The sequence below is a fragment of the Candidatus Bathyarchaeota archaeon A05DMB-5 genome (assembly GCA_019685655.1).
Lineage (GTDB): Archaea > Thermoproteota > Bathyarchaeia > Bathyarchaeales > Bathycorpusculaceae > DSLH01.
In genome coordinates this window covers 64,139-87,700 of the sequence record JABFQP010000005.1, presented here as the reverse complement: position 1 = coordinate 87,700, position 23,562 = coordinate 64,139, and the positions used below count along the sequence as shown (strand labels likewise).

The window sequence follows — 23,562 nt, the reverse complement described above, 5'->3', positions numbered from 1 at the left end:
TAACCTTCAGATTGATTTAATTTGATTCTTGTACTTTCTAATTGCAGTTACAAATATACACGTCATAGTAAACAAGGAGATACCAATTACTAATGGTGTGAGGCGAATTCCCCAAGGAGAATAATTAAGCAAATAACAAAACAGAATAACCACAACAATGCTCAAACCAAAACTATACGCGATTTTTTCAACACCTTTAAAGCTCTTTTCGAACGTAGCAATAAGCTCAACAAGAGAGTAGCCCGGCAAATAAAGCACGTAAACAACGCTTAACAGAAACCGAACATATATTTGCTCGCTTAGAAAATACACAAATAAAATCATTAAAACATTAACACTTACAACCAGCCAAAAACCTATTCCGTCTTTAGTGAGTGTAAATTTTGTGAAGTTTTTCAGCTGTTTCGTAGGGAATCACCTTACCATACTCTTGATAAATCCTCTCGATAACTTCAACATTTTTTCGAGCTTCATCAACAGTTACAAGTGGTTCAGAATCTGTCTTTATACAATTGAAGAAATGCCTTAACTCCTTCGCATACGACGCATAATAATAAGTGTAGGTTAACGGGCGTATGGTCCTTCCAAACAATCTACGCAAAATATTCTTCATTCCCTCCTTAGCTGCATGAACATAAAGATTCTTAGGAGCATACTGGTCTGTAGACATAAAACCCGCAGTCCCGTGAAGAATCATGCGAAAATCAAACTTCGGAAAAATTGCCTTAGAAAACCACCCAACATTCAAAACACCCTTTGCTGACTCATTTCTAGAACGAAGAACGATAATAGCGCTATCTTCATACGGAAGGTGATATCTGTAACCCAAATGCGCATAAAGAATCTCAGCCTCACCAAAAAACCATTGAAAAAGATCTATCAAATGGTAACCTGAATCCAAGCATCCCATACCTATACCCTCTTTAGTAAAATACCACTCGGGCACAGGTGTAGGTTCAATAGCAGGAGCAAAAGGTCCATTAAGCGCCAACTCAAGGGTTGCTAACTCAACATCTCCCACTACGCCTCTCTCAAATTCATTTTTCACTTTCTCCACAGAATCAAAAAATCGATAATTATGACCAACCATAAGCTTAACACAATGTTTTTCCACAACTTTAGCTATCTCTTCGCATTCGCCAACTGATGGAGCAAGTGGTTTTTCCACAAAAATATCTTTGCCGGCCTCAGCCGCCGCACAAATGCTTTCAAGATGCATAAAATTTGGCAAGGCTATTATTAGTGCGTCTACATCAGCAGATTTGAGCATGCCCTTATAATCGCTATAAACATTCTTAATGCCCATTTCTCTAGCTTTTTGCAATCTACTTTTAGAAACATCACATGCTGCGACAACTTTGATATCATTTATGAAACGGCAGTTTTTGAAATGTAACATACCCATTTTTCCTAAACCGACAATTCCAACTTTAATCATACGCAACCCTTACATTTTCTCCAGAACAGATGGCACAATATCTCCAGAAATTTTAATGTAAAGACGTAATAATGAAAGCTGCGTACCCCATTTTATCTTAAAACCAAGACGGCTTCTTTTAGGAAAAACTTTGCAAATGTTTTCTATGCCTTCACCAACAATCTCAACATCCTTAATGTCTCCAACTTTCTCTTCGGCAGCCAAACGTAAATGTTTAATTCTCCAAGGATTGTACCCCATCACTTTAGCTGCAACGAAATCAACTGCCAAATTATCCTCACCTGCAATTACTACTCCAAGCTTAACTGGATGCTTGCCCAAAGCAACAATTCCATCGGCAACGGTCAAATTTGGCTTAACCAGTTTGTTTATTCCAACAATGACTTCAGAAAGCTGAGGGTGATAATCAACTTTTCTAGGCTTAGAAATACAACCAAAAAGGTTCTTCAAAGCACATGTTATGTGAAGACACTGACCACCAGCATACGGGCCAACCTTCAGTTTTGGAACATTAATGAAAAAATTACATTCAAGAAGGCTTTTAGGCAAAGGAAGAGTGAACTTACGCTTTCCAACGGTAACTTCTTTCTCGCATGTTTCATCTTCACTCAGATTCATTAATTCAACAGATTTCTCCTCCGCAAGCGCTTCATAACCCAACATTTTAAAGGCATGCTTCGTTCTCATTGCTGAAGCGTCGGATTCAACAATTACGATTTCTGTCTCTGGATTCCATTTTTCGCGAATGTAGTCAATAATAGAAGAAACAAGTCGCGGATCTGTTGTTTCCCCAGTAGAGTAATCCCAATAATAACAAAGATTTGGCTTAATCATAACATGCTTAAGGTTTCTAGATGGTTTGAGATTTAGCATATCAAGAGCGTGATACGTTGCTTCTTTTATTCTCCTTCCATTAAAGCCTTCTACTCGCGTAAGGCTAACGATGCTTTTCAAAAAGTTCCCTCAAAATTACCTTCAGAATCTTAAAACCGTCGGTCCCCGCACAAAGCTTTGTTGTACCTATTCTCGGTCGATACGTCACCACTACATTGCCTATTCTTGCACCTTTTTTAACCAGTTTAATCAACTGTTCAGTTACATAAGGCATCCCATAATCCTTGTAAGAGATTCCTTCTAACACCTTTTTACGCATTGCCCTTAAACCGCACTGTGTATCATCAACTTTCCTCAAATATACCAAACTGAAAATTAACGAGAGCAACATATTTCCAATTCTGTTAACTAAATCCATAGCTCCTAAGTGCATTTTTTTGCTCAACCGATTTCCCATAACCACATCACAATCGCCATCTACAATAGGCTTCACTAGTCGCGGAATATCTTTTGGATCATATGTGAAATCGCCATCCATGTAAACAACAATGTCTCCCCTAGCTTTTTCCACGCCACTCAATAAAGCTCTTCCATAACCTTTTCGCGGTTCAAACACAACTTTGGCTCCGAGGCTTTCTGCTATTTTGGGCGTGCCGTCGGTTGAACTGTCGACAACTATAACCTCATAAACGTCTTCTCTAGGAATTTCTCTTAAAACTTTTACAATTGCTTCTTCTTCATTTAAAGTCGGTATTATAACCGATATTTTCATATTACGCGCAAATGCCTCCGACTTATTTTCTGATTCAAACTTTAGGAATCTGATTATGTCCTACATTCAATATTTAGCATTTTCGACATTTTGCTCCTTCTGTTTATAAGGGCTTAATGGATTTACATTGGTAATCGAAGCTTATCGCATCCTATTCTTGGTCACACTGCTCTCTATCACTTCAGTTGTTTCTGCGATTTTTTCACATGTTGCATGATTTAAATTGAGTTTATTCAGAATTGTGTATCTTTCCGGTCTTATTGTTGCAGCAATTTCTAATGCTTTCACAGCATCCTCTTTTTCTATACCCAGCTCGTTTGTATTTGTTGGTGCACCTAGCTTCTTCAAAGTGTCTCTTATTCTTTTCCAGTTTGTCCTATGCAGATAAGCCATCATTATTGTTCCTACACCGCATCTTTCGCCGTGCATGGTGTGGTTGGGCTTTATCATGTCAAGCGCGTGGGCGAAAAGGTGTTCTGAGCCACTGCATGGGCGGCTGCTTCCGGCGATGCTCATGGAAACTCCGCAGCTTATTAGGGCTTCTATGACTACGCGCACTCCTTCTTCGTTATCGGGTTTGATTTGTTCAGCGTTTTCCATGACGAGTTTGGCGCTCATTAAAGCCAAGCTTGCAGCGTAGCTTCCGTAATACTCGTTTTTTTCCTCATGCGCTAGTTTCCAGTCTCTAACTGCAGTGAATTTTGATATGATGTCTCCGCAGCCGCTTATGAGGAAGCGCCATGGTGCTTGCATTATTATGTTTGTGTCGGCTACTATGGCTATGGGTGCTTGAGCCATAATGGAGTAGGGTTTCTCGTATCCCTTCACAGAAGAGAGGGGGCTTGCGATGCTGTCATGTGAGGCAGTTGTTGGAACGCTGATGAATGGAATTTCCTGTCGTGCAGAACTCAACTTTGCAACGTCGATTTTTGTTCCGCCACCTACTCCGAAAACAACTTCTGGTTTTAGAATTTTTATTTTTTCTTCTACTGTTTCTACGTCTTTAACCGTGGCTGATTCAACAAGGAAAACGTCAACCGCCATTCCTTCTTTTTCGAGAAGCTTCTTAACTGTTTTTCCAGCGATTTCGTAAGTTTTGGAGCCTGCGATTATTAGTGCTGATTGGGTAAATCCGAGTCTGCGTGAGATTTTGCCGATGTGTTCTATGGTTCCGTTTCCAACGATTACTTCTCTTGGAAGTTGCATGCGGTGATGTTTTAATGACAAATTGACCACATTTTAGTTGTGTTTTTGTGATAATTCCCTTTTACTGTGTATGCTTAAAACCCTTTTAAATCCAACGGTTCTTGCAGTAAGTGTTGTTTTATCTTTTGCCTTTGAACCGTAATATTAATAAATCCCATGACGTGATTACATGGTGTCTACTTCCTAGCGAAGTAATATTGGCGTGTTTAGGTTTTGGGAGAAAAACTGGCATGACAAACAATGATTTAGAAAAGCGGTTAGTCATGAAAGGAACTACAACCATAGGCGTCGTGTGCAAAGACGGCGTCATATTGGCTTCAGACACCAGAGTAACCATGGGATTCTATGTAGCTCATAAGCATGGGAAAAAAATATACAAGATAGACGACCACATAGGCATGACTATTGCTGGCTCAGTGGCTGACGCGCAGAGAACTGTGGACATAGTTACTGCTAATGCGCAACTTTACAAAATAAACATGAACAGACCAATTCCCATTAGCTCTGCAGCGAGAATCATCGCAAACCTTCTGTTTTCGACTAGGTATGTGCCTTTTCTGGCGCAAGTTCTGGTTGGTGGCGTAGACGAGACCGGACCGCACGTGTTTTCTTTAGACCCTTTTGGCAGTTTGACTGAAGAAAAGTGTGTTGCGACTGGTTCTGGTTCGCCGATAGCTTATGGTGTTCTTGAAGACCAGTATAAGGAAGACATGTCTGTTGAAGAGCTTTTGCCTGTTATTGCTAAGGCTGTCGGTTCTGCTATGAAGCGTGATGCAGCAAGCGGGGACAGCTTTAACATTGCAGTAATCGACAAGAATGGCTATAAAGAGTTAACTGACAAGGAAAAGAAGAAACTTCTGCATAATTGAGGAAGTTAAAAAGTGGCGCCAAACTCTGAAAAAGACAAAATAGAAATAAGCCAATACATATTAGGGCATGTTCCGAAAGAGGCTGAAGTAACAAGAATCGAATATGAAGGGTCAACGCTGGCGGTTTACGCCAAAAAACCAGAAATTTTAGTCGAACAAAGTAGCTTGGTTGCGGACATAGTCAACGTGATAAGAAAAAGGATAGTCATACGTTCTGACCCGTCTGTGAGGCTCCCGGAAAAAGATTCAGAGCGGGCGGTGCGTGAAATAATCCCGCCAGAAGCTGAAGTGACAGACATAAACTTTGACCCAAGTCTTGGCGAAATAATAATTGAGGCGAAAAAGCCAGGGCTTGTCATTGGGAAAAACGGCGCAGTTCTTCAGGAGATTATAAAGCGGACAAAATGGCGACCTCATGTTTTACGTAGTCCACCGTTGCGTTCTAAAATAGTAACTCACATGCGTCATTATCTTCATTCTGAAAGTAAGGAAAGAGAGAGAATACTGCGGATGATTGGAGAGAGAATTTTCAGACCTAAGACCTACGAGATTGGTGATGTGCGTGTTACGGCGCTCGGCGGAGTTCAGGAGGTTGGGCGGTCAGCGTTTCTGGTTCAGACAAGGGAAAGTAGTGTATTGTTAGATTGCGGCATTAATCCTGGCTCTTCGAGGCCTTTTGAGGCTTTTCCGAGGCTTGATAACCCGTTGTTTGAGCTTGATTCTTTGGATGCTGTGGTTATTAGTCATGCGCATCTTGACCATTGTGGTTTGGTTCCGTTTCTTTATAAGTATGGGTATGATGGTCCAGTTTACTGTTCTGCGCCGACTTCAAATCTTATGACGCTTCTTCAACTTGACTATCTTGATGTGGCTAGCAAGCAAGGCGTGACGGCACCTTATGACCAGAAGGATGTTCGCGAATGTGTGTTGCATACTATTCCTTTACGATATGGTGTTGTTACGGATATTGCTCCTGACATTCGTTTGACTCTTCATAATGCTGGGCACATTTTGGGCTCTTCAATGGTTCATTTGCATATAGGCGAAGGCTTGCATAACGTGGTTTATACTGGCGACTACAAGTATGCCCGAACGATGCTATTGGAAGCGGCGACATCGGAGTTTCCAAGAGTTGAAACTGTAATAACTGAAAGCACTTATGGGGGTCCAGATGATTTTATGCCTTCACGCGTTGAAGCTGAAGAGCGTTTGACGACGGTTGTGAATGAAACTCTTGAGCGCAAAGGCAAAGTTTTGATTCCAGTGCCAGCAGTTGGAAGAGCACAAGAAATAATGCTTATTATCGATGGTTATATGCGGCGTGGTTTGATGAAGGAGGCGCCTGTGTTTATTGAGGGCATGATTTCTGAAGCCACAGCAATTCACACGGCTTATCCTGAATATTTGGGTAGAGAAGTTCGCAATAGCATACTTCATGACGGAGTTAATCCTTTCCAGTCTGATTATTTCACAGTTGTTGAGCACCCGAATGTTAGGCAAGAAATAATTGAAGGTGAACCATGCATTATTATGGCAACTTCTGGAATGCTCGAAGGCGGACCCGTAATAGAATATTTCAAAAGTTTAGCAGATGACGAGCGAAACACTGTGGTTTTCGTTAGCTACCAAATCGAAGGCACTTTAGGAAGAAGAGTGCAGAAGGGCTTAACCGAGGCTACTATGATGAGCGCTGAAGGAAAAATGGATGTCGTTAAAGTCAGATTACATGTGGATTCCATTGAAGGCTTTTCCGGGCACTCGGACAGACGGCAAATAATCAATTACGTGACTCATTTGAAGCCAAAGCCTGAAAGAGTTGTTGTATGCCACGGCGAAAGAGCAAAATGCCACAGCATAGCAAACTTCATCCAAAGAAACTGTGGAGTACAAACGCTCGTGCCGGCAACCCTGGAAACCTTCAGACTTCTCTAGAAGTTTTTGTTATCATTTTTGAACTTCAATAAAATAGTTTACACCCTGACTCCAATAATTTCTTTATCACCTATCAATTGTAAACTTCACTGTTGATTTGGAAAGAAGGTTGAACCTATTTATAAGGGGGGTCTAGTCACACAGAGCACAATTAAGCCGCTGTAGGTATAGGCTCATTCGAAACAGGAATCTTCTCTCTCCAAATCCTCACATTCGGAGGACAAACAACCACGCGTTCTTCCCCTAACCTTGCAATGTCTCCACCAATAGACCCTGCAAAATCGCATAACTCATTCACTGCACGCTTAACATCATCAATACTTTTGCTTGCAAGAGGAGTTATCCTAAGAATCAAAATATTCCCCGACTTAACCTCACTTTTAATGGCATCCAAATCTGCCAAATCACGCAAAGGCATAGCCTTAAGATACGTCTTGCCAGAAACACCTTTAACCTCGGTTTCTTTCTCGGCTTTTTTGGGTTTGCGGATTAAACCGCTTAAGCCTGGCAATTTTCTCCTCTCTTAATTTTATTTACGCTTCTACAGTTTAAGCGTTTCCTAATTCTGCGTCTGAATCACTAATAAAAATTAACTATAAAAGTATTTTATGAATTCAAAATCAAGATTAAATCTTCACTAAGCTAAGCGCCATATTTCTTAATCAAAACCCATATTTTGTCACCAACGAAATGCAAATTTTTGACAACGACGCCCTGCTTAACCTTTTTTATCTCCTCACTATCCTGTAATGCTTCGCCAATTGCTATTGGTTTACCATGCTTTTCATCCGCAACAACAACAAAATCGCCCTTTCCAAAGTCGCCTTCAAAACGGACAATTCCAGGCGCCATAACATTCGCACCATTACAAACATGCGGAACAGCACCCATGTCCACAACAACCTTTGGCGCCGAAGCCAAAAATTCATTGAAAGCTAACGTTGGAAAAACGTTTCCACCTGTTTTTGCAAGAACAGGCTTGCCATTTAAAAGAAAGATTTCCACAACCTCTGTTTCAACGACTTCAACATTAACCTTACCTTCGAAAAGTCGCTCCAAACTCACCTTAAGCCTTTCAGAAACCACACTTAAAATGTCCCTTGCTTCCTTAGCTTTCAAGAAATACCTTCTAATTTTTTCTGACATTAGGCATCTCCATTAGATAGGTTTAAATGGTATAAGTTTAAGTATAAAAGACATAAACTATAGGCATGAGGGCGTAAACATGAGCGAAATGACAACAGAAATCCTCGAACAAAACCTCGGAAAAATAGTGCTCGTAAGACTGAAAGGCGGAAAAAGCCTACGAGGAAGACTGAAGGGATTCGACCAACATCTAAACCTAGTCCTAGAAGAAACAGAAGACAACACAAACTCCGAGAACGTGAGAAAACTAGGATTGATAATTGTTCGCGGAGACAACGTGATTCTGATTTCGCCACCTCCAAGGTGACAACTCTTTGGGAAAAGGAACCCCCTCTTTCGGCAAACGCACAGGAAGAAAACCGCACATACGTTGTAGACGATGTGGAAGAAGAGCATATAACGTAGCAAAGAAGCGTTGTGCAGCTTGTGGCTACGGAGAAACAACCGTCATTAAGACGTATTCTTGGCGGACAAAAAACATTCACAGAGAAAGAATACGCTAAACATATCCATTTACTGTGACGGTTGATAATAGCCTTTATCAATTTTAACGTATATTAATGGACCTTTGCTTCTGGCTAGTTCCCTTGCTTTTCTCAAAGCATTATTAACCACGTTAACTACTTGCACTTCTTCTTTGTTGAAATCTCTGTTTTTCTCGCCTAACTCCATTTTTAGAAGGTTTTCCGCAAGAATCGAAGTGCCACAGATTTCTCCATTCTTGATGAGCGTAGACGTCACTACTTCTTGCATTTCCTGGCGGTTTGACAGCTTTCTCCATAAGGGCTCAGCGTTGCTGAGAACTTTTGAAACTCTGTCCCATCTTTTGGAGTTATCATTACCTATCAATAATTTTACACGTTCTTTCCATTTGTTAAACCATATTCCCGTCCAAATTGTCAAGAATTCTTCCAGTTCGCGGGGATTTTCGCTGAAAAACTTCTCTAATCGCTCAACTATTTCGCATTCGTTTGCTTCCTTTCCAACAAGGTCCCAGTAAATCTTAAGGTAGTTTGTAAAATCTTGGCATGCTATTTGTAGCACTTTGCGGTCTGCGCCGTAAACGTCCAGCATTGGGTTTCTGTCTTTGAGTTTTTCTGACAGCAACGTTTCTATGAAGTTCATGTTTTATCCACTCGAAGCCTTCTCCACCTTAAACTAGAGCTTGCTCTTTTAATTAAGCTTTATTTATGGTTACTTCTATAACTGTTTTCGGTAATTTTCAGCTATTTCCGTTATAGAAATATTCTAAAAGCCTATTTTATGGTTTATTCGATGAAATCTGGAAGTTGGTTGACGTTTTCTAGGATTAAGTCTGGTTTTTCGCTTTCTAACTCTTTTCGAGAGAAAATACCTGTTAAAACTGCAACTGTTTTGGTTCCTGCTGCTTTTCCTGCTTTGATGTCTGCTACTGAATCTCCAACAACCACGCAGTCGTATGCTTTTGCACTTAATTGTCTCGCGCATTTTTTTAGTGCTTCTGGAGAAGGTTTCGGCTGATGGGTGTCTAAAGCGGTCATTACATATCTGAAGTATTTTGCTAAACCGAAGCTTTCTAGTTCGTCGATGATTTCTCTTTTGGACACATAGCGCATGGTGAGTAATGCTAATTTTGCTTTTTCTGAAAGTTGTGCTAGAGTTTCTGAAATGTTTGGCAGTGGTTTTGTTTTTGTGGCGGTTGCTTGGTAATATGCGTTAATGTATGCTTCCAAGAATTTTCTTGTGTCAAGTCCTTCTATTAAATCGTGTATTGGAAGGCTTTGTTCGAGTCTTCTGGGGATTTCTGTCACTGCGGCTTTGTTGAATTTTTTTTGTCCCATTTTTGCAAAAGCGGTTTCTGCGGCTTCTAAGTATGCCGGTTTTGAATCTACTATTGTGCCGTCTAAATCGAGGATTATTCCTTTAACTTTCATTCCTTATCATTATTGCTTAAGTGCTTAATGTTGTTATTTGTTTCGATAAGTTTTTATTCACGGTTATTTGTCTAAAGGTAAATACTTAATGCCCTGTGGAGTAGTAAGCGTTAGGAATGATGGGTGATGGTTAGAAAAGCGCGCATACGGTTGATGAGTACGGATTACAAGAAGTTGGAAGAGGTATGTGAGGAATTGAAAGCCATCGCCTTGAAAACTGGGGTTAAGATGACTGGTCCTCTTCCTTTGCCTACTAAGCGTTTGCGGGTTCCTGTTTTGAAGTCGCCTTGTGGTGAGGGGACTGCTACGTGGGATAGGTGGGAGATGCGTATTCATAAGCGTTTGATTGATGTTGATGCTGAGGAGCGTGTTATGCGGCGTATTATGCGGATTCGTGTTCCTGAGGAAGTGCATGTGACTATAGAGCTTCTTTAGTTATTTTGGCGTTGTTTTGGTTTCTTTTTGTTTGTGCCAGTTTGTGAGGAGGCATTCTCCGCATTTTTGTAGGAATTCTTGGCCTTTTTTTGTTGTTTTTATGTTTTGGTTTTTGTTTATTTCTAGTAGTTCTTTTTCTAGTAGTGTGGTGAGGTATTGTTTGGTTTGGATGTATGAGAGTCCTGCGTCTCGCATTAGTTCTGTTTTTCTTTTTCCGTTTTTTGCTTTTGTTAGTATGTCTATGACGATTTCGTGTCTGTCTCTGTTGACCATTTTTATTCTGTTAGAAGTTGTTGTGTTGGTTATGTAAAAGTTTCTGTTTTTTGTGGTCATAATGTGTCGAATAGTAGTTTGTATGATATTATTGTTAGTGTTAGGCTGATTGCGAAGGCGGTTGTCCAGATTTTTTTGTTCCATAGGAAGATTTTGAAGCCGTCGAGTATGCCGAGGGGTATGAGGTTGAAGAGTGCTATCCATGTGTTGGTGGCTGCTCCGAGCAGTAGTACTGTGTTGTATTGAGGTGTTAGTGTTGCTGTTGTCAAAAGTATGAGTGATAATGCGATGTTTGTTGTTGGTCCTGCTATGGAGATTTTTCCGATGTTTTTTGTGCTTGTGATTCCGGATATGAATACTGCGCCTGGTGATATTATTTTGAATAGTGGTGATATTATGCTGATTAGTGTTAGGATTGCGCCTGTGAATGTTAGTCTGAATTCTGCCCATAGGTTGTGTTTTTGTGCGGTTATTTTGTGTGCGATTTCGTGGGTGAAGAAGGATGCTGTTAGGATTAGTGTGAATATTGTTAGGCTTATTGGGGTGTTTATTGTTGGGTTTGGGAATATGCCTATTGATAGTGCGATGCCGATGACGAGTAGTGCGGCTATTGTTAGGTGTTTGGTTTCTGTTTTGCTGAAGTGTATTTTTGTTTTTGGAGGTTGGGTTGGTATGTATGTGACTGTGTATTCTTCGTAGGGTTTTTGTGTTTGTGTTTTGAAGGTTATTGGTTGTGTGTTTTCTTGTTTTGGTATGCGTGCTAGTTCTATTTGTTGGCATTGATGGTTTTCTGGTAGGCGGTGTTCTGCGCAGTAGTAGTTTCCGCAATATGGGCATTTGAAGGGTAGGAATGTTTCTTGTTGGCATTTTTGGCATTTCATGCTTGTTTGCGCGCCTTTGGTGTGGTTAGGGATATGGTGTTTGTTGTGCGTTTATGTGTTTCTGTTTTTTGTTGTGTTTTGTGTGACTAGCCCCTCCCTTATATATAGGTTGAAACCGTGGTTAGGATTGTGGTTGTTTTTGTGATTGATTGTTAAAATATTTAATAGTTAATGATTAACTAAATCTAACTGTTACTAATGTTGGTGGGAGAAGAGAGAGGTTTGAGGGGCTTCAGTTTTGTTCATGTTGCGGATTTGCATTTAGGTTATGCACAGTATGGTTTAGAAGCGAGGCGTGAGGATTTTGACAAGGCTTTCCAAGAATTAGTTGACAGAACCATTGAGTTAAAACCTGATTTTATGATTATTGCTGGAGACCTATTCCATCAGGCGCGCCCATCAAACGTCACGCTAGAAAACGCCATCAGACAATTCAGTCGCTTACGTGAAGCTCAAATTCCAGTTTTAACCGTTGACGGTTCGCATGATTCAGCACCCAACATAATCACTGGAAGCATTCTAAACCCGTTAGACAGCGCTGGCTTAATCTATCACTTGCCAAGACATGAAGGCGCCTGCTGGCGCAAACCAGACTCCTGCTACGTTTACGGCGTGCCCAACTATAGAACCAGACGCAAAACCGAAGAAAGCCTTCCCGTCTTCTTGGAACAAAACAAGCCATCACCAGACCCTTCATTATTCAACATTTTCGTTTTCCACATGGCTCTAGACATTCCAAGCGTCAAGCCGCCCTACATGGAAGCTGAAGCTCCGCCAGAACTCATCCCTGAAGGCTTCAACTACTACGCAGCTGGACACATACACGAACCATACAAAGAAAAATTCAAAAACGGACTATTAATTTACAGCGGATGCATCGAAACCGTAGACTACGCAGAAGCCAAAATAAGAAAAGGCTTCTACCACGTCAAAGTAGACGAGAAAGGCGCGGCATCGCCAGAATTCATAGAACTTGAACCTCAACGCAAGTTTACCGTATTAGAACAAGACTTCACCGGAATGAACCCCGCAAAAATCACGGAACTCGCCACACAACTTGTAAAAGACGCAGACGAGGAAGGCGTCATAATTGTTCCAGTTTTGAAAGGCACTCTGCCAGTTGAAACAAGCCGCGCAGAAGTTGACATCGCCAAAATCAGAAGCGCAGTTAAAAAGGCTCTACTTGTGCACCCAATTATTTCCTTGCGTGAAAGCGAAGTCTCCGAAGAAATCGTTCGCTCAATCTTCGAAAGCGAATTCAAAGACTTAAAAACGAAAACGTTCGAATACTTCCTACAAATTTTTTCTGAACGCTACCCACGAGAAGAAGCCGAAAAAATCGCACGCGTAGCCCTCAGCCTAATTGAACCACTAACCAAAAAACAAGAAGAAAAAGTGAAACAAACCATCGAGGAGCTTCTACAATGAAAATTGAAATCGTACAATTAGAAAACATCCGCTCCCACGTCAAATCCACCGTGCCCTTCGCAAAAGGCTTCAACTGCCTAGTCGGCGGTTTAGGCTGCGGAAAATCCAGCATCCTATACTCCATAGACTTCGCCCTGTTCGGAGACCCAATTGGAAGAAGCTACGATTATCTGTTGCGTGAGGGAGCAAACCACGGAAAAGTCACACTCCAATTCACCCAAAACGGCAAAAACTACAAAATCACACGCGGACTAAAAAAACGCGGAAAAGGCACAAGCCAAGACTTTGACGAACTAAAACTATTCGAAGGCGAAAACCTAATAGCAAGCATAAAAAGCGACGCCGTAGCCGAACAACTCAAAGCAATAACAGGCTTAGACAAAGAACTTTTCCGCGAAATAGTCTGGGTTAGACAAGAACACCTAAAAGAACTCTTAGACGCCACATCACGAGATAGACAAAAACGCCTAGACGAACTATTTGGGCTTTCAGATTATGAAGAAGCATGGAGCAACCTCCTAGGCTATGAAAAAGAATACGAAGGCGAAAAAAAAGCCTACGAAAAAGACCCAGACATTGTTGGAATGGAAAAAATAAGCCAAGAATACAACCAAACAGCCGAAGAATTCTCACTAGCCGAAATCGAAATAGAAGAAACCGCGAAAAAACTGAACACAGCCAAAAAAACCTTAGAAGAAGCCGAACTGACACTAAAAAGACTGGAAGAAGTAAAAAACCGCATCGAAGAACTCAAACGAAAAGAAGCGCAGATACAAGCAAACCTTTCAAACACTGAAGACACATTGTCACTGTTAACAAGAAGGATTAACGAGAAAAAAATCGCCTTAGACAATTTCAAACAACACCTAGCCACCATGGAAACACAAATCAAATCACACAAAGCTAAACTCAAAGAAGCAGGCATCGACCCAAACCAGCCAATCGAAACCTTAAGGCAGCAGTTAACAAGCTTTGACGAGCGAATCACCACCTTAAAAGGCGAACAAGAAGCAACACTAAAAGGAATACGCGAAGACCAAAAAAGAATCTCTTCACTCTCCACAGAAAACCGATGCCCCCTTTGCCTACAAACACTAAACGAAGAATACAAGAACAATTTAACGCAGAAAATTCAAAAAGAAAACACCGAAAGACAGAAAACAATAGCACAGCTTCAAAACGAAATTGAACAACTACAACAAATAAAAGCCATAGCCAACAATGCGTTTTCTAACATTCAAACATTAACCTTGCAAGCAGATAACATTAGAACAAACATTACCAAAGAAGAAGATGCACTAACTGAATTTTACAAGGAATTCGAGGAAAAACAAAGATTAACACAAGACCTGCAACTGCAACTGGAAACTGTAAAAGCAGAAATAAGCATGTTCGACATGTCCGAACTGGAAACTGCAAGAACCCGAAGAGAACAAGCCTTCCGACAATACTACTCCTTAGATTCTGAACTGCGAACCAAAGAAAACCGCAAAAAAGAACTCACTAGACGATTAGACGAAATTAAAGAAAGAATCGACCAAGCCCAACATAAAATCGAACGCATGGAAAAAATAACCAAAACCATCGAAATTATCGGCGGCATACGTGAAGCTTACCGAAGCATTCAACCCAAACTGCGAGCTGAATTCGTAAAAGTCCTAAGAAACTTTGTTCAACAAGTTCTTGACGCCCTAGTCGGCGGCGAAGGACCCTTAATAAACGTGCTAATCGACGAGACTTACACGCCGTATGTTAAAAGCGAAAGCGGCGTTGAAAGAGAAGTTTCACACCTGTCAGGCGGAGAAAGAACCCTACTTGCTTTTGCCTATCGCCTCGGACTAGGACAATTAATTATGCAGTCAAGAACAGGACATGGATTAAGCATGCTATTACTGGACGAACCAACCGAAAGCCTCGGAAGAGAAGACGGCTCAATAAACCGCCTAGCCGAAGCCATATCACGCTTCAAAGCCATAGAACAAATAATCGCTGTAACACACAGCGAAGCCTTTGCAGAAAAAGCTGAGCACGTAATAAGGCTTGAGAAAGAAGCAGGCGAAAGCAGAGTGTCAGTTGAAAAATAACTAGAAAAAAGTGGTTAGCAAGCGTATTGTGTTTTTTGGTGCTTTCTATTCTTGTCCGGCAAGCGTCAATTTGGTAAGCTTCACAGTTGGTGAGTAACAGTGTGCGCTGTTTCTCAAATCATTGCCTACTATTTCTATTCCATCCTTGAGAAGGTCATAGAAGTTTCCAGAAATAACTGCACCTTTAATTGGCTGTGCAAGCTCGCCGTTTTCAATGAGGTATCCATGACTTATGGTAGCGTTTAAATTGCCACTCACGGGATTCGAAAGCCACTCGCCAATAGTTTCTTCCACAAAAACTCCTTTCCTTGTATCCTTAATAATCTCTTCAATTGTTGCCTTTCCCGCTTTTAAGATTAAGTTACTGGGCGCTGGCTGCAGGTTTACCCAGTAGAAGTTTCTGAAGGCGTTTCCAGTTGATTCCACGTTATCTTTGATGGCCGTGTAATTATCGTAAATGTAGTTTTTGAGAACGCCCCTTTCTATGATTGATGTTCTCTGCGTTGGATGTCCTTCGTCATCGAATGGTTTTGTTCGCCAACCCTTAGGCATTAATCCATCATCAACTATGCTGAGGTCTTCCGAGGCTATTTGAGTTCCAATCTTGTTTGCAAGCGGTGACCTGCCCTTCTGAACCCACTCTGCAGTTATTGGACCGTTCAGAATCCACCCGAAAATGTTCGCGAAAATCTGGTTTCTGAAGACCACCGCCATTTGACCGCTCTTGATAGGCTTGGCTTTAAGGAATTTCACGGCTTTCTCTGCAGCTTTTTCAGCCAACTCCTCAAATTTTGTCTCTTTCCAGAACCGCGTTTCTTGATGCTCATTCCCCGTGCTCTCCATGCTGGCTTCTTTAGCTTTCGTTCGCATCCAAACTTCTATGTTGGATTCTCTTCTTTCCGAACTTTCGTTGTAGTTGTTTATGATATAAACATTTGAGGTTGAAACGTTCAAAATTCCACGTGTGGGCTTGACTCTTTTATCATAATTTTTCATCAAATCAATTGCAGGGATCAGCTTTTCAATGATTTCCTCGTGTTCTAAACTTTCTAAGGTTTTGTCGTAATATTCTTGTGCTGGTGCTTTTCCAAATTTTTTGTTCATGTGCTTCCAGTGTGGGTCTTCGGGTGCTACCTTAGCAATTTTAACTGTTCTCGCTACTATTTCGCTGATTTCTTTCTCGTCCAAAACTGAGGTTGCACAAGTTGCGATTTTTCTGCCTAACGCAACTTGCAAGCCTATTCCTAAAGATTCAGTTGTCTTCAAACTCTGGATTATCTCGTCAAACTCTACACGGACATTTTTTGTTTTCTGCGCATAAACCTCTACTTCAGTTGCGCCTAATTCTAATGCTTTTTTAACAGCCAATTCAGCTATTTCCATAATTTCACCTTCCTCCAACCGTCATCTTGCGAACCCTAACGTGCGGACCTCCGAAGCCAACAGAGGCTCTTTGTCCATTTTTTCCGCAACCGCCAAAAGCGCTCGTTTGAATGAGCAAGTCGTTTCCAACGGCGTCTATGGTTTTTAATGTTTCAAGAATCAAACCACTGATTACTACGCCTCTGACGGTTTCGGTTAATTCTCCGTTTTTTATGATTTTGGAAGGACCAACGCCGAAAGTGAAGGTTCCCATGCCAACTTCAACTTCGCCACCGGTGGTTCCTCTTCCACCAACATACACTCCAAAGTCCACATCTTCTATAAGCTCTTCAAAAGCGTAGTCTTTCGGTTGCATGTAATAGTTTGTTTGTCTAACTATGGGCAGGTTTTCAAAGTCTTGAGCTCTTCCGTTGCCCGTGGATTCCAAGCCAAGTTGCGAAGCAGATTCCCTGTCCAGAATATAACTTTTCAGAACTCCGTTCTCAACGATTACTGTTTTCTTCTTTTTTGTTCCTTCATCGTCAAAGGGATAAAAGTATCCTCCTTCAACCGTGCCTTCGTCAATTATGGTTACGGCGTCGCTTGCTAACTTGGCGCCAATTTTGTTCTGAAGCACGGACTCGCCAGTAGAAACCAAATCTCCTTCAGACGCGTGCCCAAACGCCTCATGCAATAGTATTCCAAAAACTCTCGGGTCCACAACCACCGGGTAAGTGCCTGGAGGCGGAGTTTTTGATTTTGCTGCTTCTATTGCAAGTTTAGAAATGTCTACTGTAAAAGAGTTCCAGTTCTTGCTTTTTATGAACTCAAAACCTACGCACATGGATTCGCTGTAGGGCACTCTTTCCATGACTCCGCTAACTTTAGCAACTGACTCATGAAAAAGACCTACAAGCGCCGTTTCAACGTTTACTTTGGCGCCTTCTGAAGACATGAATAGCCTGGCATCTCTGGAGCAGCCAAGCAATGTCATGCCACTCTTTATTTCATCGCTTATCCACGCGGACTTGTTCGCGTCTAACGCTAACGAAACCTTCTCTTCCGGCGAAACATCAAAAGGATTAACCTTTATTGGGAGCTTCACGTTTGCCTCTTCAATCTTAGACTTTCTAAACGGTTTCCTCTCGCCTCCCACGGATTTGGCGGCTTTAACAGCGTTTTCTAAGGTTTTCTCAAGACTTTTCGGGTTTAAGTCGCTTGTTGACGCGTAACCCACGGTTCCTTTTATTGCAACTCTTATGCCTACACCGCTTAGTCTCCTTGAAGAATAAGTTTTCAAAGTTTTATTCTCAACAGTTATCAGCTCATACTCGTAGTTTTGATAGCGCGCATCAGCATAAGAAGCTCCGAGTTTAGCGGCTTTATCAAGAATTTTCTCCAATTCCGGTTCTTGTATCTGTTCTTTTTTTGCTTTCAAGATTTTTGGCACCTCTAACATTCTACTTTTTGGTTGGTCAGAATAGTTATTTGTTATGGTTACAAGTGCCCACTTCGTTGGTCACAAAATGGAATAATTATTAAAACTAGGCTTTGTACATACTTTGGCAAAAAGGGCGTTTGAATGAGTGGAAGAACAAGAAGGCTGGCGTTGATAGAAAGCGCAATTGCTGGGGTGCTCTTTGGCGCGGCTGCAATTTTCATAAAATTTCTGCCAAACTTAGACGCTTTTTCCATTGTATTCTGGCGTTTGATAATCGCTTGTTTAGCTCTAGCCGTGATGGCTTTTCTGCTTAAAAAATCATTCAACTTTAATCTCGTAAAAAAGAACATAAAGCAGCTTCTCGTCCTCAGTCTCTTCCTTGCTTTGCACTTCGTATTTTTTGTTTCTGCGTTAAAAGACACGACAATTTTAAACGCAACGGTTCTCGTCAATACAACGCCGATTTTTTCAGTTTTTATCTCCGCTTTTGTGTTTAAGCTTAAGCCTTCTGTTTTGGCGATGGTTGGTTTGGCTTTGTCTTTTGTAGGCTTATGCGTTATTGGTTATGCTGAAACAGTAACTTCGCAGAATCAATTTGTAAGAGTTTCTCCGAGTTTAAAAGGCGATTTAGAAGCTGTTTTAGCCGCTTTGCTCATCGCTTTATATCTTAATTATGGAAGAAAAGTGCGAAGTCAAATGTCAATCTTTGCTTTAATGCTGCCCATCTACGCATTTGCCGCAATCACAATTGGAGTTTTGAACATTTTCACAACTAATTCAACGTATACGATGCCATTTAATATGGAGATTATTCTCCCGCTAGTAGGTCTGGGCATACTGCCAACAGCAATTGCCCACACGTTATACTTTTCTTCTTTATCCAACCTGAAATCTTTCGAAACTGCCACTTTAGCTCTTCTTGAACCAGTCGGCGCAACCATTTTAGGCGTAGCATTATTTCAAGAAATACCCGCCTACCAGTTTGTTTTGGGCGCTGTTCTGATTTTGTTGGGAATCATTTTTATAGTTAAGGAGAAAGTTTGAAGATATTCAAGTTTGACGAAACAGATAAAAAAGGACGCGAAGTATTAATGGCTAAAACGGGTTGAGACAATGGCTGCTAACGATAAAATATTGAAGGCACTAAAAACTGCGATGACATACATAGAAAATTCGGTTTCAGCATTGAAAAAGAAAGAGGAAAATTCCTTTGCTGATAATCTCTGGCATGCTGCGGCTGAACTGGAATACGCGCTGTTTCTGTTTTCGATAATGTTTCAGAACGAAGACGAAACGGCAAAGTGGAAGCCAAACCCGGATTTAAAGAAAATGGAAACAAGCGCGCTTTTGACCGAAGCTCATAGTCTTCTCGAAGATGCTGAGAAACACATGGCAAGTAAGAAACTTTTAGACGCTTACAAAAGTGCTTACGTGGCGAGGCATTACCTTTTGAAGGCTCAAGAAGACCTTGCAAAAAAGAAGCGTGAAGCGTTCAAAAAGAAACAGTGAAATTATTCTTCTTCAGCGATTTTCTTTTCTTTAACAACTAACGAGTTTTCTTCGCCGCCTATCACTCTATAATACTCTTTGAGTTCTTTTTTGTGTAGAAACTTCTTTAGAAGTACTCGAAGATACTTTTTGGAAACACTTTGTTTTTCATCTTTTATGGTTATCGAGTCTGTTCCAGTGGCTACTTCCGCTGTAGTTTTCTCTTTCAAATACTCAGCTAATTCTTTGATTATGTCACCGCCTTCTCTTTTAAGTTCTGATATGTCAATTTTCATTTCCGCCATGCATGCTCACCTCACTTTCGAACCATTATAACTCTCACTTGGTCACACGCGTCCTCGCAAGCGTCTGCTATTAATTCTATAGCTTCGAAGAGCTGTCCTATTAAGACTGCGACTCCAGCGCTGGATAAATCTTCTTTTCCTAAGAGAGTTCTAGCTTTTTCATGTATATCATCAACCTTTTCCTCTTCACGCTCCACAGCATCTGCAGCCTGAAGGGCTTCTTCTGGTTTCGTCATCATTTTGTTTACGCATTTTTGGAGGGAAACTGCGCATTCTTTGACGTTTTTTATCATTTCCACAAATTCTTCCTTAATCGAGTTTGGCACTTTTTCCATTGGTATTGCTCCTAATACACGTGTGGATTCTCTGCTCCAGTCTGCAACCATGTCAACTCTCTTCACAAGGTCCATTAGGTCTGCTCTGTCTACGGGTGAAAGTTCTCCCTTTGAGATTTCATCCATGACTTTTCTTCTCAACGCGTCTGCTTCTCTTTCGCTTCCCGTTACGCGCTCCACATATTCTTTCATTTCGCTTTTGTTGCCTTTCACTGCCGCAACTATTGCTTTTTCCAAGTCTTCAACTATTCCTGTTGTTAAAGCTAAGTGGCGTTGTATGGTTGCCAATGCTTTGGTTTCTCTTCTTTTTTCAAACCATTTTATGAGTTCACTCAACTGCTATTTCTCCTCTTAATCCTGCTTCTGGATACGGGAATACATGTGTTTTTTCTGGTGGAAACTGCACATTTACTTTTTCGTCTACGTTAAACCATTCTTCGGTTAGGGAAGGCTTAACGATGACTATTAAATCTTGGTTTTCAAGTCTTATTTCGTAGCGCACGTTTGTTCCTTCGAAGGTTACTCTTTCTATTGTGCCTGAAACGGCGTTTTTGTTTGTTCCTTTTTCAACTATGATAGTTTCTGGCCTTATGGCTAAGACGACTCTCTCGCCAATTTTTATGTTCTTGTCGGCTGCTTGAACTTTTATTCCACCTCGAAGCTCTATTGTCGCTTTTTTACCGTTCGCGTTGGATACGTAACCTTCTAGAAAATTTGATTCTCCAATGAAATGCGCCACAAAAATGCTCTGCGGGTTCATGTAAAGCTCGTTTGGAGTGCCAACCTGCAACACTTTTCCTTTTTTCATCACTGCGATTCTGTCTGAGATTGCCATGGCTTCTGATTGGTCATGAGTCACGTGAATGGCTGTTAATCCTAAATCCTTGGACATTTTCCTTATCTCATATCTTAATTCGTTTCTGACTTTTGCGTCTAATTGTCCAAGCGGCTCGTCTAAAAGCAACAGTTTGGCTCCCGCGGCAAGAGCTCTTGCAACGGCAATTCTCTGCATCATCCCTCCGCTTAGTTCATTCGGAAAAGCGTCTAATCGCTCGTGGAGCCTAACCATTTCAAGCACTTCATGCCCTATTGTTTCTGCTTTCTTCATGTCGAAGCCTTTCACGCGCGGACCATAAGTTACGTTGTTCCAAGCGTTCATGTGTGGAAACAGCGCGAAGGTTTGGAAGACGAATCCGATGTCTCTGTCTTCTGGTGGAACATCATTCACAAGCTTGTCTCCAATGTAGATTTCGCCTTCGTCTGGCTGGATTAATCCGGCAATAAGCCGTAGTAAGGTTGTTTTTCCGCATCCACTTGGACCGAGCAGTGAAAAGTATTCTTTGTCGCGGATGTGGAGGCTAACGTTGTTTACCGCGAGGATTTTTCCGAATTTTTTTGTTACGTTGACGACGCGGACGTCTGGCATTTGTTAGTCTCCTTCGCCCACCGCATTTGTTTTGGCTGTCTTTGCATAAATTTTAAGCGGTATATTAATCATGCTAGTATCTTCCTTTTCCTCTCACAATGAGTCTTAATGCAAGTAGAATGATGAATGAGAATAGAATTAGGTATCCACAGGCTAAGCCAACATCTAATGATGTAGCTGGTCCTGTCTTCTTCTGAACTTGGAAAACCCAATCCTCAAGGATAATTGGCACCGTTTTCAACGAGCTTACTACGGCCACGGTTGCGCCTGTCTCGCTTACACTTCTTGTGAAAATGATTATTGCACCTGAAAATATTGAGTATTTAGTTAATGGCCAGATTATTGTTCTGAACACTCCCAGCGGTTTGGCGCCGAGGGTTCTTGCGGCTTCTTCCATATCTGCACTTATTCTTTCAGTGGCTGCGGACATTGACCTCACAAAGTATGGGTAAGTAATTGCTAAGTGAGCAAAAATTAGCAGCAGCATTTCGGGCATAAATGCGAAGGTGTCTTTCCAGAAGAATCTAAGCGAGACGCCGAGGGCTATTGATGGAACAATCAACGGAATATTCACGAGCACGTCCAGCATTCCAGACAACAGTTTTCCAAACTTTCTTCTCGCAATAAGTATCGCCATTGGCAATCCTATTGCAACATTTAAAATTGTAACTACCGCGCCCAGAAAATATGATAAAAGAATGCTCTGCCAATAATCTCCCCAATTTACTCCTCCGGGAATGTTTCCTGAGAGCGAATTAGGTAATATGTTGGTGAATACTGCTTGAAAAGCTGGTAGCGCCACGAAAAGGGATGGAATAAGTACTATTATCAGAAATATCAAAAGCGTAACGGTGTTTCTGGATGTTGCTGCTTTTGAATAGCTCAGTTTTCTTTCCCATGATGGCCATGTCTTTTTTGCTGGAATTTTTAGCTTCGGTCCTAAGATGCGGATTAGTGCGAAGATGGCTACAGCGATGGCGATGAGTATGAAACTTGCGAATGCTAGAGAGCCCTCATATGCATATTTGTCAATCGTGCCGGCTTTGAATTCGTTGGTAATGTGTCGTATGAAGACTGGACCGTTTTCGAATGCTCCGGCGACCATGAAGGTTGCGCCGGTTTCCGAAAGTGACCTTGCGAATGCGAGTATGAAGGCTGCTATTAGTGAGGGTTTGATGATTGCGAAGGTAACGGTTCTTGACGCTGTTAAGGGCGGTGCACCAAGTGTTCGGGAAGCTTGTTCATATTCGATTTTGTAATCAAGCAATGCTCCGACGACTACTCGTATGACTACTGGGTAGGAGAATGTGAAGTGGAGTAGGATGACGAGAAGCCAGCCGGGTGAAGCTAGCGGGTTTCCGAAGAGGCTTGATATTCCGTTTGGGTCGCTCCAGAACAGCAATAGCGAGTAGCCAAGCGCGGCTGTGGGCACTACGAATGGAATGTCCGCTAACGTGTCAAGAACGTTTAGCCATTTTGATTTTCCGCGTGTGATGAACCACGCCATTGGAATTCCAGTAATCACGTCTAAGGCTGAAACGAGTAAGGCTACTAAGAAAGAGTTTTGGATGGCGTTTAATGAACGTGACATGCGGTCTGGCTTGTCTAGAACTGTTTGCATTGCGTTCCATTTTACGATTATTCCAAGAAGTGGAGGCAGCAATATTAATGCGAAGAATAGTATTACAGCTGTTAAGTATACTGCATACTTGACGCTTTTTTTTGATGAAATCCTATCAAGTGCTTCCATGATTTTGCGTTTATGCAAGTTTTCTCCGCCTAAACTTCACTCCAACAATTCTTGAACCGTGCATCTTTTTTGATTCGCTGTTTTAGCTGATAAATTTTCCTTAGAAGAAGGTGTCAGTTCGCCCGTCGAGTCACATCACTGCTTTGGCTCTGTTGACTCTCTGCTTCATCATCCAAACTGAAAGTGATGGCGGGATAAGACTTAAGGCTTTTGTGTTGTAAACTTTTATGTGTAATAATAGCGC

The 23,562-nt window shown here is 41.5% G+C and carries 26 protein-coding genes; 9 read left to right on the top strand and 17 right to left on the bottom strand.

Going from position 1 to position 23,562, the window contains the following annotated elements:
• Nucleotides 1-6 precede the first annotated feature (6 nt).
• The 5 genes from HM003_07455 to HM003_07435 form a co-directional block, all read right to left on the bottom strand.
• Nucleotides 7-324 (bottom strand): DUF1616 domain-containing protein, encoded by a 318-nt coding sequence (locus HM003_07455; GenBank protein MBX5329168.1) that lies wholly within the window; start codon nt 322-324, stop codon nt 7-9.
• Nucleotides 325-367: 43 nt separating this feature from the next.
• Nucleotides 368-1,438, bottom strand: a complete 1,071-nt coding sequence (locus tag HM003_07450; protein MBX5329167.1) for a Gfo/Idh/MocA family oxidoreductase — start codon at nt 1,436-1,438, stop codon at nt 368-370.
• A gap of 9 nt (nt 1,439-1,447) precedes the next feature.
• Nucleotides 1,448-2,392: a DUF362 domain-containing protein gene (locus HM003_07445; protein MBX5329166.1), complete on the bottom strand. Its 945-nt coding sequence runs from the start codon at nt 2,390-2,392 to the stop codon at nt 1,448-1,450.
• Nucleotides 2,376-3,044, bottom strand: coding sequence for a glycosyltransferase family 2 protein (locus tag HM003_07440; GenBank protein ID MBX5329165.1), 669 nt, complete (start codon nt 3,042-3,044; stop codon nt 2,376-2,378). The genes HM003_07445 and HM003_07440 overlap by 17 nt, the downstream gene beginning before the upstream one ends.
• Nucleotides 3,045-3,185: 141 nt before the next feature.
• A complete protein-coding gene (locus HM003_07435) occupies nt 3,186-4,250 on the bottom strand; it encodes an NAD(P)-dependent glycerol-1-phosphate dehydrogenase (GenBank protein MBX5329164.1) in 1,065 nt (354 codons plus the stop codon).
• Between the two features lie 230 nt (nt 4,251-4,480).
• Here HM003_07435 and psmB point away from each other — a divergent pair, with 230 nt between their 5' ends.
• Together psmB and HM003_07425 are read left to right on the top strand one after the other, a co-directional pair.
• Complete coding sequence (gene psmB, locus HM003_07430; GenBank protein ID MBX5329163.1) at nt 4,481-5,119, top strand: archaeal proteasome endopeptidase complex subunit beta; 639 nt, start codon at nt 4,481-4,483, stop codon at nt 5,117-5,119.
• 39 nt (nt 5,120-5,158) lie between these two features.
• Entirely contained in the window at nt 5,159-7,051 is a 1,893-nt protein-coding gene (locus HM003_07425) for a beta-CASP ribonuclease aCPSF1 (GenBank protein MBX5329162.1), read from the top strand.
• 151 nt (nt 7,052-7,202) lie between these two features.
• On the opposite strand, the gene sepF is transcribed toward HM003_07425, so the two are convergent.
• Nucleotides 7,203-7,469, bottom strand: coding sequence for a cell division protein SepF (gene sepF / locus HM003_07420; protein MBX5329161.1), 267 nt, complete (start codon nt 7,467-7,469; stop codon nt 7,203-7,205).
• A 224-nt stretch (nt 7,470-7,693) separates the two neighbouring features.
• A complete protein-coding gene (locus HM003_07415) occupies nt 7,694-8,197 on the bottom strand; it encodes a DUF1947 domain-containing protein (GenBank protein MBX5329160.1) in 504 nt (167 codons plus the stop codon).
• A 79-nt stretch (nt 8,198-8,276) separates the two neighbouring features.
• Here HM003_07415 and HM003_07410 point away from each other — a divergent pair, with 79 nt between their 5' ends.
• Both HM003_07410 and HM003_07405 read left to right on the top strand, forming a co-directional pair.
• Nucleotides 8,277-8,504: an RNA-binding protein gene (locus HM003_07410; GenBank protein ID MBX5329159.1), complete on the top strand. Its 228-nt coding sequence runs from the start codon at nt 8,277-8,279 to the stop codon at nt 8,502-8,504.
• 7 nt (nt 8,505-8,511) lie between these two features.
• The gene (locus HM003_07405) at nt 8,512-8,700 is read left to right on the top strand and encodes a 50S ribosomal protein L37e (GenBank protein MBX5329158.1); all 189 of its coding nucleotides are present in this window, start codon (nt 8,512-8,514) and stop codon (nt 8,698-8,700) included.
• Between the two features lie 10 nt (nt 8,701-8,710).
• Here the strand turns inward: HM003_07405 and HM003_07400 are convergent, their stop codons facing one another.
• Both HM003_07400 and HM003_07395 read right to left on the bottom strand, forming a co-directional pair.
• The gene (locus tag HM003_07400; GenBank protein ID MBX5329157.1) at nt 8,711-9,322 is read right to left on the bottom strand and encodes a hypothetical protein; all 612 of its coding nucleotides are present in this window, start codon (nt 9,320-9,322) and stop codon (nt 8,711-8,713) included.
• Nucleotides 9,323-9,465: 143 nt separating this feature from the next.
• A complete protein-coding gene (locus tag HM003_07395; GenBank protein ID MBX5329156.1) occupies nt 9,466-10,110 on the bottom strand; it encodes an HAD family hydrolase in 645 nt (214 codons plus the stop codon).
• A gap of 126 nt (nt 10,111-10,236) precedes the next feature.
• Between HM003_07395 and HM003_07390 the strand changes: the two genes are divergently transcribed.
• On the top strand, nt 10,237-10,545 hold the full coding sequence (locus HM003_07390; protein ID MBX5329155.1) for a 30S ribosomal protein S10: 309 nt from the start codon (nt 10,237-10,239) through the stop codon (nt 10,543-10,545).
• Here HM003_07390 and HM003_07385 read toward each other — a convergent pair whose 3' ends face one another.
• Complete coding sequence (locus tag HM003_07385; protein ID MBX5329154.1) at nt 10,546-10,878, bottom strand: hypothetical protein; 333 nt, start codon at nt 10,876-10,878, stop codon at nt 10,546-10,548.
• Entirely contained in the window at nt 10,875-11,699 is an 825-nt protein-coding gene (locus tag HM003_07380) for a hypothetical protein (GenBank protein MBX5329153.1), read from the bottom strand. The genes HM003_07385 and HM003_07380 overlap by 4 nt, the downstream gene beginning before the upstream one ends.
• Before the next feature lie 198 nt (nt 11,700-11,897).
• Between HM003_07380 and HM003_07375 the strand changes: the two genes are divergently transcribed.
• Together HM003_07375 and HM003_07370 are read left to right on the top strand one after the other, a co-directional pair.
• Nucleotides 11,898-13,127 (top strand): DNA repair exonuclease, encoded by a 1,230-nt coding sequence (locus HM003_07375; GenBank protein MBX5329152.1) that lies wholly within the window; start codon nt 11,898-11,900, stop codon nt 13,125-13,127.
• Nucleotides 13,124-15,211 (top strand): SMC family ATPase, encoded by a 2,088-nt coding sequence (locus tag HM003_07370; protein MBX5329151.1) that lies wholly within the window; start codon nt 13,124-13,126, stop codon nt 15,209-15,211. The genes HM003_07375 and HM003_07370 overlap by 4 nt, the downstream gene beginning before the upstream one ends.
• Before the next feature lie 45 nt (nt 15,212-15,256).
• Here the strand turns inward: HM003_07370 and HM003_07365 are convergent, their stop codons facing one another.
• Nucleotides 15,257-16,594: a TldD/PmbA family protein gene (locus tag HM003_07365; GenBank protein MBX5329150.1), complete on the bottom strand. Its 1,338-nt coding sequence runs from the start codon at nt 16,592-16,594 to the stop codon at nt 15,257-15,259.
• A 4-nt stretch (nt 16,595-16,598) separates the two neighbouring features.
• Nucleotides 16,599-18,011, bottom strand: a complete 1,413-nt coding sequence (locus HM003_07360) for a TldD/PmbA family protein (GenBank protein ID MBX5329149.1) — start codon at nt 18,009-18,011, stop codon at nt 16,599-16,601.
• A 144-nt stretch (nt 18,012-18,155) separates the two neighbouring features.
• On the opposite strand from HM003_07360, the gene HM003_07355 reads away from it, so the two are divergent.
• On the top strand, nt 18,156-19,058 hold the full coding sequence (locus HM003_07355) for a DMT family transporter (protein MBX5329148.1): 903 nt from the start codon (nt 18,156-18,158) through the stop codon (nt 19,056-19,058).
• A 69-nt stretch (nt 19,059-19,127) separates the two neighbouring features.
• Nucleotides 19,128-19,523, top strand: a complete 396-nt coding sequence (locus HM003_07350) for a hypothetical protein (GenBank protein MBX5329147.1) — start codon at nt 19,128-19,130, stop codon at nt 19,521-19,523.
• 2 nt (nt 19,524-19,525) lie between these two features.
• Here the strand turns inward: HM003_07350 and HM003_07345 are convergent, their stop codons facing one another.
• From HM003_07345 to HM003_07330, 4 genes are all read right to left on the bottom strand, one after another.
• Nucleotides 19,526-19,807, bottom strand: a complete 282-nt coding sequence (locus tag HM003_07345; GenBank protein ID MBX5329146.1) for a hypothetical protein — start codon at nt 19,805-19,807, stop codon at nt 19,526-19,528.
• An 11-nt stretch (nt 19,808-19,818) separates the two neighbouring features.
• On the bottom strand, nt 19,819-20,478 hold the full coding sequence (locus HM003_07340; protein MBX5329145.1) for a DUF47 family protein: 660 nt from the start codon (nt 20,476-20,478) through the stop codon (nt 19,819-19,821).
• The gene (locus HM003_07335) at nt 20,471-21,568 is read right to left on the bottom strand and encodes an ABC transporter ATP-binding protein (protein ID MBX5329144.1); all 1,098 of its coding nucleotides are present in this window, start codon (nt 21,566-21,568) and stop codon (nt 20,471-20,473) included. The genes HM003_07340 and HM003_07335 overlap by 8 nt, the downstream gene beginning before the upstream one ends.
• Nucleotides 21,569-21,641: 73 nt before the next feature.
• Complete coding sequence (locus tag HM003_07330) at nt 21,642-23,336, bottom strand: iron ABC transporter permease (protein MBX5329143.1); 1,695 nt, start codon at nt 23,334-23,336, stop codon at nt 21,642-21,644.
• Between the last annotated feature and the right edge of the window lie 226 nt (nt 23,337-23,562).